The following is a 14,668-nucleotide window of genomic DNA, read 5'->3' on the forward strand; positions in this document are numbered from 1 at the left end:
CTCATTAAAAAGTTAACCTTCGTATAACCGATGCACACTCCGGTTATCCTGTTCCTAAGGAAACCTATGGAAAAGGAGCGGGATCATTCATGAAACGTCTCAACATCACCCATGATCACGGATGGACGCCACGGACGCTTCGCAAACAGGAACGGAAAATCAAAAACGCGCTTCTTCGCCAACGGGTGATGGCGGTTCGTTTGGTCATGGAAGGTTATTTGGGCAAAGAGGCGGCCTCCATGGTCAACGTGTGCCGACAAACCGTTTCCCATTATGTGTCGCTGTTCAATGAAGGCGGTCTGGAGCTCTTGCTTCATCGGGATTTCGCCCCTGGACGGGAGCCGTTTCTCACCGAAGAACAGCAGGAAGAGATCAAACAGCTTGTGTTGACCACCACTCCCGCGGAACTGGGCTGGGACGTCGCTTCGGCCTGGAACACCAAACTCCTGCAATCCTATGTCGAAAAGCACTTTGGTGTTTGCCTTTCCCGTGAAGCGCTGCGAAAACTCCTGCACCGTCAAGGTCTGTCATGGACTCGCCCTACGTACACGCTGGCGAAAGGGAATCCGGATGAGCAAAAGCAATTTGAAAAGCAAATGGATTTGATAAAAAAAACTTGATCACCAAGGAGACAGAAGATGCCGTTCTTCTGTACATCGATGAAACGCATATCCGCTCTTATCATGTCTTGCGATCCACTTGGTCCGAGGTCGGTCGTCAAAAACGTGTGCCGACATTCGGCCATCATGCCCATGTTTCGGTATTTGGCGCGGTGAACGTCCACGATGGGGACATCGTGCTTCACCAAACAGAAGCCGCCAACGCTGCGACGTTCTTGGATTTCTTGCGCCTGCTCAAAGAGCGGCATCCCAACCGGATCATTGCGCTCGTCTTGGACAATGCCCGGATTCATCACGCTCGAATGGGGAAGGACTTTTTGCGAGAAGAAGGACAATGTTTTCATTTCCTGTATCTGCCTCCCTACTCGCCGCAGCTCAACCCGATCGAGCGTTTGTGGAAATGGCTGAAGGATACGATGATCGCCAACGCCTTTCACAAAGACCGCCACGAGATCGTGCAAGCGGTTCAACGATTTGCTCATTACATTCAGGAACGCCCGGAGGAAGTGTTGCGGCGCTTGGGGTGTTCCGCGTAATCGAAAAGTTAACTTTTCAAGGTGCATTTATATAGATGCCGCCGCAAATATAGATGTAAGTTTTTCAGCCAAAGCTCCTGCATTTTCCATTCCCACATATTGACCAATCCAAGCTTGAAATCCTTTTTTAAGAGCGTAGCGAACTCGTTGTGAAAACCTTCCATCCGGGTCAACATATTTCACAGGATTATTATTCGCATACACATATCCATTTTGCGTGATGATATCATCCGCATTACCTGGATCTGGATCCAAGGAAAGGAACACGCCATGCTCTGGATGATAGTACCGGGCAATTAAGTAATAGAGACCCGTTTCGTTGTCATATTGGTATCCTGCGTATCGATATGGGTTTTCGTCCTCTAAGTCGCCAGATTGGGAAAGAATGTTCCCCCATGCATCGTATTATATAGATGCAACGAAGAAGTTTAACATATCCTTGACGGAAAAGCGATTTGTCCATTTTCGACTGTCGAAGGCAAGCCACAGGCTTGCCCCGTCGCGCCAAAGCATGACGGAGGACCGAACGACCACCTGCTTCACAGGCCCATATATGGGTCTGGAAGCGGCGTTGTTCGGTCGCCCGACAGTCGATAAAAGCTGCAAATGGTAAAACTTCAAATTGCATCTATATAGTAACGGTCCACGATGTTTTCTTGTTGCTCATTTAGAATGTGAATCATCTATTTCTTTCGTTTCAATTTCTTTATTGTGATGTGGATATCGTCTAACAGTGCGCTTTCACTTAGCCATTTCCAAAATTTCCTTTTTGTTAAATGCTTTTTTTCCTCAACAATTCTTTCAAGTCTTGATGCATCATCAGTATTTCCATATCTACCTATTGCAAGTATGGCATGATTCTTTAGTGTTGTATTAAAATCACCCGTTAAAATTTCAAAGAACTTATTTACTACATCTCTAGTAACTTTGTTCTTAGGAAATTTTTCCGCGAAAGCAAGTAGAGTAACGGCACTAAAAACACGCTCAAACTCCTCACTAAAGAGATCTTCTATTATAACTTTTGATGCTTCTGGATGATCAAATGAATGATAAATAGCCTCTGCTAATGCTTTATGAGAATAACGGGAATCTGGTTTTCTGTACTCCTTAATTATTTCTTCTAATCCACATATTATTTGTAATTTTGCTACCTTGATTTGTTCCAGTACCTCTTTGTTATCCGTCTTGATTTTGTCTAATTCTCTTATATCATTGTAATCGCCAATTGTTCCTATCATAGCTATATCTGCGATTAAATCCGTGCCACTTTTTTTAGATAAATTGTGAATTTTTCTTTTTAATTGAGTTTCTTTACCCTCTAAAAAATCCAATACACTTTCTGCATAAGCTTTAACAAAAAATATCTCTGTCTCATCTTCAAGAATAGCTTTCAGAAAAGGGATTACACTACTGTCATTTAATAATTTCAATGTTTCTAATATCCCAATCTTACCATTAGGATCTACTTTATAAAAGTATTTTTGTAAGATAGTAATTATGTCCCTTCCCATCTTAGCTAAATCTTGAGCAACTATATCTATATTATGCTCATTAAAATTATTAACTAAATTTCTAACCGTCTCCTCATATTGATTCATATTTTTCACCCCTAAAACTATCAAAGAGAGACACACTCTAAGTGTGTGTCCCAAAATATCTTTAATAACTTGCCTTAATTATAATCCATGCGCCGGCTTTCTTATAATTCTTGAGTTGCCTTTTTACATAGCTTCTTTTCCAAGAACCTTTTGGTTTTAATTCAACGACAACCCTTCCTCTAAAAAATTGAAGGTCTGGACGTTTTTTAGTACCTCTTAATGGTTTATCATATTTGCCTCCAGGAACAACTCTTTTCATAGCTTTTGTCCATGCTTGGTGCGCGGCTCTCCCTCTAACATATGCAGGACCCTTAGTAATATTGTAAATATTTCTTGCAACTTTAGATGCACGATAAGCACCTGAGCCTATTCCACCGATAGCACCTAAACCAGCTCCTATTGCAACAGACCCCCACAACTTCCAACCTTTGAGACCTCTACTTTTTGCAGACTTATACGACGATACTCCTCCGATTAACGCTCCTGCTGCCAACCATACCCAATGCCCATCCGGATCCACCAACATCACCGGATTGTTGTTCGCGTACGTATAGCCGTTTTGTGTGAGGATATCGTCCGCATCCCCTGGGTCTGGATCCAAAGAAAGGAACACGCCATGCGTTGGATGATAGTACCGGGCAATCAGGTAATAAAGACCCGTTTCTTGGTCATATTGGTATCCCGCATATCGGTATGGGTTTTCGTCCGCCAATGCGCCGGATTGGGATAGAATGTTCCCCCACGCATCGTATTGGTAACGGGCTACGATGTTTCCTTGCGCATCCGTTAGGGCGATGACATCGCCATGGGCGTTATAGTGGTAGAAGTACGTGGCACCACCTTTTTTCATCGCCAACAGCTGACCGTTTTCTCCGTATATATACGATTTTACCACATTTCCACTCGCATCGGTTTCATACAGAACGTTGAGGCTGTCCCCTTGGTAATGGTAGTTCGTCACGACGCCATTGACATTCTTTTGGATGCGCCGGCCGTCTTCATCATATTTGTACGTCACAAAAGGAGTGCTTTCACCTTTTCTTGTAATCGAGACGAGCTGGTCGGCTGCGTTCCATTCATATTGATACTGACCGTCTTCCAATCGGTTGCCGTTCGCATCGTACGTGATTGTTTCGTCACCGAAACGAACCAACTGATTCGCCGCATTATAATCAGCCGTGGTCGTCGTCGACTGCCCATCCTTGGTTTTCACGATTTGCTTCCGGTTTCCGAATCCGTCATAGGCATACTCGATTTTCGTGCCATCTGGAAGCTGCTCTTCCACTAATTGGTCTAGGGCATCGTAACGGTAGACGGTCGTTTCCCCCGTTGGGGATTCCACTTTCGTCCGGTTGCCGTTTTCATCGTAACGGTATGTTTCCGATAAAATTTCTTTTCCGTCCGCCGTACCGACCGAAACGCTTTCCACTAAGCCACGGTCATCATACGTAAAGGTCGAACCAGCTCCATTTCCTGTCGTGAAGGTGCGAACGTTTCCTCTCTCGTCATAGTCAAAGCGGTACGTATACGTTCCATCTTGGACGGCCGTATTTTGATCCAAGGCATTGTATTGGTATGTGACTGTTTGGCTAAACGATCCATGGGAGAACATAAACTGTTGTAATTTATCCGATGTCGTCGGATAGGTCCACTTTTGTAATCCTCCGCGGTCGGATTGTTCAATGACACGATTCGCGGAATCAAATTTTCTTGTCTTGGTCGTACCGTCTTTTAAATATTGTACAGAAAGTTCGTTTCCGTTTTTGTCGTAACTAAATTCGTAATACGGGACGTTGTTGTAGGAAACAGTTTTGACTCTTTCGGCCCCGTCATACGTCCATTGAATCGTGTTTCCTTTCGGCAAGACGGTTTTAATTTTATTGCCGTTCGCGTCATATTCATTTGTTGTCACATCATTGAGCGGACCAACCGTTTTAATGAGTTTTCCAGTCTTATCATAAGAATAACTAAATCCTTGTGACTGACCGCCACTAGTTTGAATGACTTTGGAAGTCATGTTGCCGTTCAAGTCATAATCATAGTTGACGGACGTTCCATTCGCCAATAGGAGCTGTTTTAAACGATTTGATGCGTCATACTTGTACTCTTTCTTATTTCCTTTCTTATCGTATTCGCTTAACAGATTTCCTACGGCATCATAATTCTTTTTCGCCACATAGCCTTCTTCATCCACTTCTTCCGTGACATAATTTCCGCTTGCATCATACTTGTTTTTCGTCACCACGTTTCCTTCCATTAAACGGATCGCGTCAAACCATACCGTTCCCGTGTAATTGCCACGGAAGACAGCGGATATGTCGATTTTATCCATTGGCTTGGAAGGTTGAATCGAAACGGCGGCACGGTTCCAATCTTGATTGCCAGTAGGGAAATCGGCGGTATACGTTTGGGTCGTTCCATCCACAAAGTATACTTTAGCCGTAATGGAATAATCGCTTGCGCTCACGGTTCCGTTGGCTTTGACATCCTGCGCTTTGGAAAGACCGGTGAGTGTCAGGCGAATCGGTGTATCACTTGAAGTTTGCCCTACGATCACCGTCTGTTTATATTCACTAGCCGACTGCGTGGTACTTGTTCTCGATACTTTGAGAGAGTAAGCCCCATCAAACGATTCTGCATTATCTACGCTTCCGCCTGTTCCGCTCCAGTTCGTGACGGTTCCTTCAAAGCTGCTATTTACAACTGGGTTGTAGCTGGAAGAAACCTGCGCTTCCTCTAATTGAACATTATCAAACCACGCTTCTCCGGAAGCATCTGGAGACTTATGATCGACCTCTAAATAGACGCGAATTTTGGCTGCATTCGAAGGAGTGGTAAACGTGACTTGCCGCTCTGTCCAAGGTCTTGTGCCTGTAAGTTGGCTATAACGATGATCCGCCCAAGAAATCGTTTGATTTTGACTATTCATGAATTGAACATTGAAAAAGGCATTGGCTTTCGTTAAATTCGTTTTGATCTTCCCGCTTAACGTATACGTGGTATTCGGTTTCACTGTGATTTCTTGGGTAGCCGCTACATAACCAAGTTCCGTGCCTGGCGAAGTAGAGTCAGCGACGATTTTTAACGTTTTTCTCCCTGTCAATCCATTATAGACATTCGTGTCTTCCAGTAATTGCCCAGAATCATAATGACTGAGCAGATTCCAAGCGGTGATTCCTTGTTCAAAGCCACTATTAGAGAGTAAATTCGTGGCACTGCCTAATGTATCGCTTTCTTCAATGATATTCCCATAGGCATCGTACTTCGATACAGAAGACGTTTTTCCCGATTGATCGGTTTCAGATACAGGATTTAAGCCATCATAGGCAATCGTGGTTGTATCGCCTTCCGTATCTGTCATGGAGATGACATCATTATTTTTGTTATACTCGTATGTTTCCGTACCATAACTATCTTTCGCCGTTAACACATTCCCCTTGGCGTCATACGTATATGATTCAGTAGGATTCGCTGCATTTTGATCATTCGGATCCCGTGATTCTACTAGATTATTTCCCTCATAAACATAGCTTGTCGTAATGTTTAAGCCATCTACGTCTTCGATAATTTGAATTGGGTTCGCTGCTTCATTAAATTTATACTGAATTTTACGGCCATTCGGTTGCGTTACGACAAGTTGTCGTTTTGTTTGGTCATAGTTCATCGTATAGATGCGGTTTTCAGGATCAATCGCTTGGCTTAGCCTGTCGCCATGATAAATGAACTGATTAACGACCGGTAAATGGAAGAAATATCGAAAGAGTTCCCGAAAACAGAACGTACCTTTTATCAGTATGCGTTCAAAGCGCTCAAGAAAGTCATGAAGGAAGGCGAAAAGATTTATTCATTTAATGTTGCCGATCCGAAACTAACAAAAACAGGATTTATTGTTGTGGGTGAACACAACCTTTATTTCGTTGCGATGAAAGGCGGATTGTTCGGTGGAGCGGAAGCGGAAGTAGTTAAGTACAAGGACATCAAGAGTGTGGACTTCGATATTATCCCAAGCCCAATTGCTCTCATGAATACAGGTATTATTTACTTAGAAATGAAAGGATTGTTCGGAAGCAAAAAACGCACTATCCGAAATATCCCGGACTATAATATTGATTCAATAGTCAAAGCGATTCGTGATCGGATCAGTGAGCATAGCGTGAAGGCTTAAAAAGAGCTTACTCAAAGCGATTAATAAAAATACAAAATAACAGTATTCGATTTGCAAATATTTGTTTATATTGAAAAGAAACAATTAATTGAATTATGATATATTACAAAAAAGGTAAATTATAGAGGGAGGTTTTTATTATGAAACAATTAATCGTTGCTTTTCTATCTTTAGGACTAATTCTTGGTTTTTCTTTTGATTCTTTCAACAAACAATGCAGAGGCAGCATCGAAGGTTAAAACGTATAAAAACTGTTCAGCTTTAAACAAGGATTATCCAGGCGGCGTCGCTCGCTCTTCTTCTGTCAAAAACAAAGGAGGTAAAACCAAATACAAGCCTTATGTTTCAAAGGCACTCTATGATGCTAATAAAAAGTTGGATCAAGATAAAGACTTCATCGCTTGTGAACGATAAGCATTCGTTTTCTAGTGCATCATCAAATACTTATTGCAAAGACCTTACATATAAAAAGCCCTTCTCGAATGAGAAGGGCTCAGACTGTTGACAAAATGGTTATAAGACAGTTGTCTTATAACCATTTTGTTCCATTTTTAAGGTTGTTTTTCTTGATGAACGAACCAAAATAGATGCATACTCGAATACATACAGAAAGGAGAGGCCCTTTCTCCACAAGTAGTTCGCCAATTTCTTTAAATTCATGGCAGCACAAACAAGCATCGCCTGCATCTGGTTTCTTTCCAATCCTCGGTAATTCGTCCAGCGCAGACCATGCTTCTCTTTTAAATCTGCAAAATTCCGTTCAATCGTCTGTTTCCTTAATTCATACAACTCGCGATGTTCTGGTACATATCGTAAATGTTCGGCTTCTTCGTAATACTCTTGCCAAACATGGCGTGTCACGACTTTCGTATGATTTTTGCTTGCTGTACACTTTTGAAGGGATGGACATCCCTGACAGATGGATGGATCTGATTTATACTCCCGATAGCCTTCCCGATTCGTTGTTGAATAAGATAACACTTGGTGATTGGGACAAAGGTAACAGTCAAAATGTTCGTCATATGCAAATTCAGATTTTCGGAAGAACCCATCTTTCGTCTTTGGACGAGTATATGGCCAAATCGGATGGATCTCTTGTTCTAATAGGTATTTCGCAATCGCTGGCGTTTTATATCCGGCATCGATGCACACATCTGTTGGGCATCCTTTGATTTCTTGCTTCACTCGCTCAAACAGTTCAAAAAACGCTTGGCTATCATGAACATTGGCGGCAGTGACATACGTGTGTAATATCCAACCATGTCGGTCACAAGCGGTGTGATAAGAGTAAGCAAATACCCGTTCACGTTCATTTTTCACAAACATCCCACTGTCTGGATCTGTTTTACTGACTTTGATTTCTCGTTTTTTTTTATCATTTTCTGGCGGTAGTGGGGATTTCCCATGAGCGATGCGATCTCGCTCAATTTCTTTTTCTAATTCATCTTGATAAGCTTTCGCTTCCACTTCTGCCATTTCTGTTGTGAATTTTCTTTTGTTCGCACTCGCCTTCACATGAGTAGAATCGACAAATACGACACTTGGATCCACAAGCCCGTGTTGAAAGGCTTCTTCCAAGATTCTTGAAAAAATCTTTTGAAAAACATCGGTTCCCGCAAAACGTCGCGTGTAGTTTTTACTTGGTGTCGAATGATGGGGCACAGGATCATGCAGACTCAATCCCAAAAACCAACGATAAGCCACATTTGTTCGAATCTGTTCTACGGTTTCACGCATCGAACGAATCCCAAAGATGTAACGAATCAAATACATTTTGAACAGCACAACGGGATCAAGACTTGGTCGTCCATGGTTAGGAGAATACAAATCCTTGACCATATCGTAGATAAAGGGTAACTATTCAGCCACCTCATAAAGTGAGCTGAATATTTTTTGGTTTTCCTGTCTATGATGTGAATATTGATAGACAAGGAGGTGAATCGCATGTTGACGGTACAACAAGCTGTATTGACGGTTGAAAGCTTAATCAGCAAAGTCCAACAACAAAAACAGCTCATTCATCAACTCATTCAAGAAAATGAACATTTGCGTCAAGAAAACAAACAGCTACGCAAAGAAAATGAACAACTGAAGTATCGCGTTCAAGAGCTGGAAGCACGCACGAAAAAAAACAGCTCTAATAGCCATCTGCCCCCATCTTCTGACCGTTTTGAGAAAAAGCGTTCCTCCCGCGAGCCGTCTGGCAAAAAGCCTGGCGGACGGGAGGGACATGAGGGAACGACGCTCCGTCAAGTGGAACATCCACATCATCGTGTCGTCCATCGCGTAGATACGTGTCAAGGATGCGGGTCTTCTTTGCGTGACGTAAAACCGTTCAAAGTCGATGTCCGTCAAGTGTTTGATCTGCCTCTCGTGACGATGGAAGTGACACAACATGAACGCGAAGTGAAATCATGTCCACATTGCCGATGCGTGCAACAAGCCGAGTTCCCATCACACGTCACCAATCATGTGCAATATGGTCCACGGATCACGGCGCTTGTCGTGTATTTATACAACATACAAATGATTCCATATCAACGTTTACGTGACATGATGGAAGAGCTATATCAACATCCGATCAGCACAGGAACACTTGTCAATATGGTCAAACGAGGTCGCGAAGCACTCGAACCAAACATGGACATCATCGAGGAAGCATTGCTTCAATCGGACATCTTGCATGTCGATGAAACGAGCTTGCGGATCGATGGCAAACAGGCCTGGGTTCATGTCGCCTGTACATCCGCATATACGTACTTAGCTCCTCACGCTTCTCGTGGAAAGAAAGCAACCGATGAAATCGGGATTCTTCCACGATATAAAGGAACGATGATGCATGATGCATTCGGTACATACCCGAGATACACCGAAGCCACACATGCCCTTTGTCATGCCCATCATTTACGTGGCTTGAAAGGATTCATCGAACAAGGGCATACATGGGCAAAACGGATGACCACGTTTCTATTAAATGCCAAACAAGTGGTCGAACAACATGGTGGCTTTCTTCCTGAAGAAGAAGCGAAACGTTGGGAGCACGTGTATGATCGCATACTCGAGAAAGCCAACCATCAGTTGGAAGGGATGACACCGTTGCCGAAAAAAGCGCTCTCCTTCGTTCGGCGACTTCAAAAACGAAAGGAAGAAGTGCTGCGCTTTTTGCGTGAAGCTCACGTTCCTTTTGACAACAACCAAGCCGAACGGGATCTTCGCATGGTCAAAGTCAAAGAGAACATCTCGGGTACATTTCGTCAGGAAACGTTCGCGCAGTCGTTTTGCATCGCAAGGAGCATCGTTTCCACACTCACCAAGCACGAAAAAAACGTGTGGGACTCGTTGTGTCTTCTGTTGACAGGCGAAACGATAGATCGTGTTCTTTCCGCTACGTAGGGCATTTTCTATGACAGAAATGCCCTATTTGTGCTGGGCTACTTTACACACTAGCATCGAGGTGAATAGTTACGATAAAGGAGAAGTCAATGGCTTTTTCTAGTTTACGAACAAGGTGGTCTTCAGGAACAAGATCATCAATTTTTACCGTTGTTTCGATATGTCTCCGATCTTCTTGGTAACGTTGAAGCATCTTATTCCACTCCTTCAAGATACCCTTATACCTATATATTAAAACAGCTTGTCGACTTTGTCGACAAGCTGGGGCTTTTTGCGTATACCTCTATTAAACATTTGTACTTCCAAAGTATGCAGAGCATCTTCAGAAACACTGTATACAGGCATTTTTATCATCATATGAGATATGAATGTTCGATATTTAAAAAATACCGGTAATTTGAATTTGAGATACAATGTCTTTTAATTTTTCTTCACCAATCAACGCATTATTTATAAAATCACTTACATTTGTATATTCTTGATGATTTAAATTATAGTACTTTGTAAGGCAAATGCCTACTTGAGTATTAGTTATTGAATAACGTTCACCCTTATAGATAAATTCTATATCATGTCCAATCTCTATAAGCTCTATTAATTTTTCTAAACTCATATTTTATCTTCCTACTTTCTTCTACCTTTATTCATTGGTTCTGCTTTCCCTCTTTTAGGTTTTTTCCCATCCCATTTCCATTTATGTCGATGTGGTCCCCAAGGATGATGTTTCGGATTTCCGTGATCGCTATAGTCCATGTCTTTTTTCGCTCTTCCCGCACTATCATAATATCTTCGTTGTATAACTTTTCCTTTCTCATCCCTTAAAGTTAAGCTTCCTTTTCTAGGGCCTGTTAGAGGTAAAGAACCTTTACTAGTCAAACTTTTTACTTTCTTTCCTAAATACCACGCTCCATAGGCCCCGACAACAGCAGCAGTACCAATTAACATTACTTGTCCAACACCAGGAACAAAATAAAGCCCTACAGCATACGCAAACTTCCCATCCGGATCCACCAACATCACCGGATTGTTATTCGCATACGCATACCCATTCTGCGTGAGAATATCATCTGTATCCCCTGGATCTGGATCCAAGGAAAGGAACACGCCATGCTCTGGATGATAGTACCGGGCAATTAAGTAATAGAGACCCGTTTCGTTGTCATATTGGTACCCCGCATATCGGTATGGGTTTTCGTCCGCTAAGTCGCCAGATTGGGAAAGAATATTTCCCCATGCATCGTATTGATAACGGGCAACGATATTTCCTTGCTCATCCGTCAGGGCGATGACATCTCCATGCGCGTTATAGTGGTAAAAATATGTCGCATTGCCTTTTTTCATGGCAAGAAGCTGACCGTTTTCTCCATATATATACGATTTTACCACATTTCCACTCGCATCGGTTTCGTATAGAACATTTAAGCTATCGCCTTGGTAATGGTAGTTCGTCACGACGCCATTGACGTTCTTTTGGATGCGTCGGCCGTCTTCATCATATTTGTACGTCACAAAAGGAGTGCTTTCACCTTTTCTTGTAATCGAGACGAGCTGGTCGGCTGCGTTCCATTCATATTGATACTGACCGTCTTCCAATCGGTTGCCGTTCGCATCGTACGTGATTGTTTCGTCACCGAAACGAACCAACTGATTCGCCGCATTATAATCAGCCGTGGTCGTCGTCGACTGCCCATCCTTGGTTTTCACGATTTGCTTCCGGTTTCCGAATCCGTCATAGGCATACTCGATTTTCGTGCCATCTGGAAGCTGCTCTTCCACTAATTGGTCTAGGGCATCGTAACGGTAGACGGTCGTTTCCCCCGTTGGGGATTCCACTTTCGTCCGGTTGCCGTTTTCATCGTAACGGTATGTTTCCGATAAAATTTCTTTTCCGTCCGCCGTACCGATCGAAACGCTTTCCACTAAGCCGCGGTCATCATACGTAAAGGTCGAACCGGCCCCATTTCCTGTCGTGAAGGTGCGAACGTTTCCTCTCTCGTCATAGTCAAAGCGGTACGTATACGTTCCATCTTGGACGACCGTATTTTGATCCAATGCATTATATTGGTAATGGATCGTTTGGCTAAAGGACCCATGAGAGAACATGAACTGCTGCAATTTATCCGATGTGGTTGGGTACAGCCATTTTTGCAGCCCGCCACGGTCCGACAGTTCCACCAGCCGATTCGCTTTATCAAATGTTCTTGTTTTGGTCGTACCGTCTTTTAAATATTGTACAGAAAGTTTGTTTCCGTTTTTGTCGTAACTAAATTCGTAATACGGAACGTTGTTGTAAGAAATTGTTTTGACCCGTTCCGTTCCGTCATACGTCCATTGAATCGTGTTTCCTTTCGGCAAAACCGTTTTGATTTTATTTCCATTGGCATCATATTCATTCGTTGTCACATCATTCAACGGACCGACGGTTTTCATGAGTTTACCGGTCGCATCATAAGAATAGGCAAATGTTTGAGACTGGCCGTCGCTGGTTCGAATGACTTTTGAAGTCATATTGCCATTCAAGTCATAATCGTAGTTGACGGAAGTACCGTTCGCTAACAACAGCTGTTTTAAGCGATCCGATAAATCATACGTGTACTCTTTCTTGTTTCCTTTCTTATCGTACTCGCTTAACAGGTTTCCTACGGCATCATAATTCTTTTTCGCCACATAACCTTCTTCATCCACTTCTTCCGTGACATAATTTCCGCTGGCATCATACTTGTTTTTCGTCACCACGTTTCCTTCCATTAAACGGATCGCGTCAAACCATACCGTTCCCGTGTAATTGCCACGGAAGACAGCGGATATGTCGATTTTATCCATTGGCTTGGAAGGTTGAATCGAAACGGCGGCACGGTTCCAATCTTGATTGCCAGTAGGGAAATCGGCGGTATACGTTTGGGTCGTTCCATCCACAAAGTATACTTTAGCCGTAATGGAATAATCGCTTGCGCTCACGGTTCCGTTGGCTTTGACATCCTGCGCTTTGGAAAGACCGGTGAGTGTCAGGCGAATCGGTGTATCACTTGAAGTTTGCCCTACGATCACCGTCTGTTTATATTCACTAGCCGACTGCGTGGTACTTGTTCTCGATACTTTGAGAGAGTAAGCCCCATCAAACGATTCTGCATTATCTACGCTTCCGCCTGTTCCGCTCCAGTTCGTGACGGTTCCTTCAAAGCTGCTATTTACAACTGGGTTGTAGCTGGAAGAAACCTGCGCTTCCTCTAATTGAACATTATCAAACCACGCTTCTCCGGAAGCATCTGGAGACTTATGATCGACCTCTAAATAGACGCGAATTTTGGCTGCATTCGAAGGAGTGGTAAACGTGACTTGCCGCTCTGTCCAAGGTCTTGTGCCTGTAAGTTGGCTATAACGATGATCCGCCCAAGAAATCGTTTGATTTTGACTATTCATGAATTGAACATTGAAAAAGGCATTGGCTTTCGTTAAATTCGTTTTGATCTTCCCGCTTAACGTATACGTGGTATTCGGTTTCACTGTGATTTCTTGGGTAGCCGCTACATAACCAAGTTCCGTGCCTGGCGAAGTAGAGTCAGCGACGATTTTTAACGTTTTTCTCCCTGTCAATCCATTATAGACATTCGTGTCTTCCAGTAATTGCCCAGAATCATAATGACTGAGCAGATTCCAAGCGGTGATTCCTTGTTCAAAGCCACTATTAGAGAGTAAATTCGTGGCACTGCCTAATGTATCACTTTCCTCAATAATGTTCCCATAGGAATCATACTTCGATACCGAAGACGTTTTTCCCGATTGATCGGTTTCAGATACAGGATTTAAGCCATCATAGGCAATCGTGGTTGTATCGCCTTCCGTATCTGTCATGGAGATGACATCATTATTTTTGTTATACTCGTATGTTTCCGTACCATAACTATCTTTCGCCGTTAACACATTCCCCTTGGCGTCATACGTATATGATTCAGTAGGATTCGCTGCATTTTGATCATTCGGATCCCGTGATTCTACTAGATTATTTCCCTCATAAACATAGCTTGTCGTAATGTTTAAGCCATCTACGTCCTCAATGATTTGAATAGGATTCGCTGCTTCATTAAAGGTATACTGAATTTTACGGCCATTCGGTTGCGTTACGACGAGTTGTCGTTTTGTTTGGTCATAGTTCATCGTATAGATGCGGTTTTCAGGATCAATCGCTTGGCTTAGCCTGTCGCCATGATAAATGAACTGATTAACGACCGGTTTTGCTTCCGTATGTGTCGGTTCCAATACTTTCTCTAACCGACCAAGTTCATTATATTGGTATCTCGTTACTTCCCCGCCCGTCTGGGTTACTTTTGTTAACAAGTCGTTGTTATACTCATACGT

General features: G+C 43.0%; 8 protein-coding genes and 4 pseudogenes. 5 read left to right on the forward strand and 7 right to left on the reverse strand.

The annotated features are described in order from the left end of the window. The first annotated feature begins 89 nt into the window (after nucleotides 1-89). Complete coding sequence (locus tag LG52_RS20200) at nucleotides 90-620, forward strand: IS630 family transposase (protein ID WP_044731501.1); 531 nt, start codon at nucleotides 90-92, stop codon at nucleotides 618-620. Next, complete coding sequence (locus tag LG52_RS20205) at nucleotides 617-1,156, forward strand: IS630 family transposase (protein WP_044731563.1); 540 nt, start codon at nucleotides 617-619, stop codon at nucleotides 1,154-1,156. The genes LG52_RS20200 and LG52_RS20205 overlap by 4 nt, the downstream gene beginning before the upstream one ends. Nucleotides 1,157-1,264: 108 nt before the next feature. Here the strand turns inward: LG52_RS20205 and LG52_RS20570 are convergent. The 3 genes and pseudogenes from LG52_RS20570 to LG52_RS19785 form a co-directional block, all read right to left on the reverse strand. Next, nucleotides 1,265-1,561: pseudogene (locus tag LG52_RS20570) on the reverse strand (RHS repeat-associated core domain-containing protein); the annotation flags it as partial. Nucleotides 1,562-1,839: 278 nt separating this feature from the next. After that, nucleotides 1,840-2,754, reverse strand: a complete 915-nt coding sequence (locus tag LG52_RS09825) for a hypothetical protein (RefSeq protein WP_044731778.1) — start codon at nucleotides 2,752-2,754, stop codon at nucleotides 1,840-1,842. A gap of 61 nt (nucleotides 2,755-2,815) precedes the next feature. Beyond that, on the reverse strand, nucleotides 2,816-6,418 hold the full coding sequence (locus tag LG52_RS19785; protein ID WP_231584450.1) for an RHS repeat-associated core domain-containing protein: 3,603 nt from the start codon (nucleotides 6,416-6,418) through the stop codon (nucleotides 2,816-2,818). A 78-nt stretch (nucleotides 6,419-6,496) separates the two neighbouring features. On the opposite strand from LG52_RS19785, the gene LG52_RS09835 reads away from it, so the two are divergent. Together LG52_RS09835 and LG52_RS19020 are read left to right on the forward strand one after the other, a co-directional pair. Then, the gene (locus tag LG52_RS09835) at nucleotides 6,497-6,919 is read left to right on the forward strand and encodes a PH domain-containing protein (RefSeq protein WP_082056121.1); all 423 of its coding nucleotides are present in this window, start codon (nucleotides 6,497-6,499) and stop codon (nucleotides 6,917-6,919) included. Between the two features lie 140 nt (nucleotides 6,920-7,059). Next, nucleotides 7,060-7,333 (forward strand): annotated as a pseudogene (locus tag LG52_RS19020) (excalibur calcium-binding domain-containing protein). Nucleotides 7,334-7,432: 99 nt separating this feature from the next. Here LG52_RS19020 and LG52_RS09840 read toward each other — a convergent pair. Then, nucleotides 7,433-8,770, reverse strand: a pseudogene (locus tag LG52_RS09840) (IS1182 family transposase); the annotation flags it as partial. Nucleotides 8,771-8,863: 93 nt separating this feature from the next. On the opposite strand from LG52_RS09840, the gene tnpC reads away from it, so the two are divergent. After that, the gene (gene tnpC, locus LG52_RS09845; RefSeq protein WP_044731779.1) at nucleotides 8,864-10,312 is read left to right on the forward strand and encodes an IS66 family transposase; all 1,449 of its coding nucleotides are present in this window, start codon (nucleotides 8,864-8,866) and stop codon (nucleotides 10,310-10,312) included. Nucleotides 10,313-10,355: 43 nt separating this feature from the next. Here the strand turns inward: tnpC and LG52_RS19790 are convergent, their stop codons facing one another. The 3 genes and pseudogenes from LG52_RS19790 to LG52_RS21005 form a co-directional block, all read right to left on the reverse strand. Continuing rightward, entirely contained in the window at nucleotides 10,356-10,505 is a 150-nt protein-coding gene (locus LG52_RS19790; protein ID WP_156135634.1) for a hypothetical protein, read from the reverse strand. A gap of 186 nt (nucleotides 10,506-10,691) precedes the next feature. Further along, on the reverse strand, nucleotides 10,692-10,925 hold the full coding sequence (locus LG52_RS09850) for a hypothetical protein (RefSeq protein WP_033843279.1): 234 nt from the start codon (nucleotides 10,923-10,925) through the stop codon (nucleotides 10,692-10,694). A 365-nt stretch (nucleotides 10,926-11,290) separates the two neighbouring features. Next, a pseudogene (locus LG52_RS21005) lies at nucleotides 11,291-12,217 on the reverse strand (RHS repeat domain-containing protein); the annotation flags it as partial. Nucleotides 12,218-14,668: the final 2,451 nt, after the last annotated feature.

Source organism: Geobacillus kaustophilus, from assembly GCF_000948285.1.
Lineage (GTDB): Bacteria > Bacillota > Bacilli > Bacillales > Anoxybacillaceae > Geobacillus > Geobacillus thermoleovorans_A.

Bases quoted from the DNA above. Each gene is read 5' to 3' on its own strand.
- LG52_RS20200 (WP_044731501.1), top strand. From the start codon at position 90: ATGAAACGTCTCAACATCACCCATGATCACGGATGGACGCCACGGACG.
- LG52_RS09825 (WP_044731778.1), bottom strand. From the start codon at position 2,754: ATGAATCAATATGAGGAGACGGTTAGAAATTTAGTTAATAATTTTAAT.
- LG52_RS19785 (WP_231584450.1), bottom strand. From the start codon at position 6,418: ATGAACTATGACCAAACAAAACGACAACTTGTCGTAACGCAACCGAAT.
- LG52_RS09835 (WP_082056121.1), top strand. From the start codon at position 6,497: ATGGAAGAAATATCGAAAGAGTTCCCGAAAACAGAACGTACCTTTTAT.
- tnpC (WP_044731779.1), top strand. From the start codon at position 8,864: ATGTTGACGGTACAACAAGCTGTATTGACGGTTGAAAGCTTAATCAGC.
- LG52_RS19790 (WP_156135634.1), bottom strand. From the start codon at position 10,505: ATGCTTCAACGTTACCAAGAAGATCGGAGACATATCGAAACAACGGTA.
- LG52_RS09850 (WP_033843279.1), bottom strand. From the start codon at position 10,925: ATGAGTTTAGAAAAATTAATAGAGCTTATAGAGATTGGACATGATATA.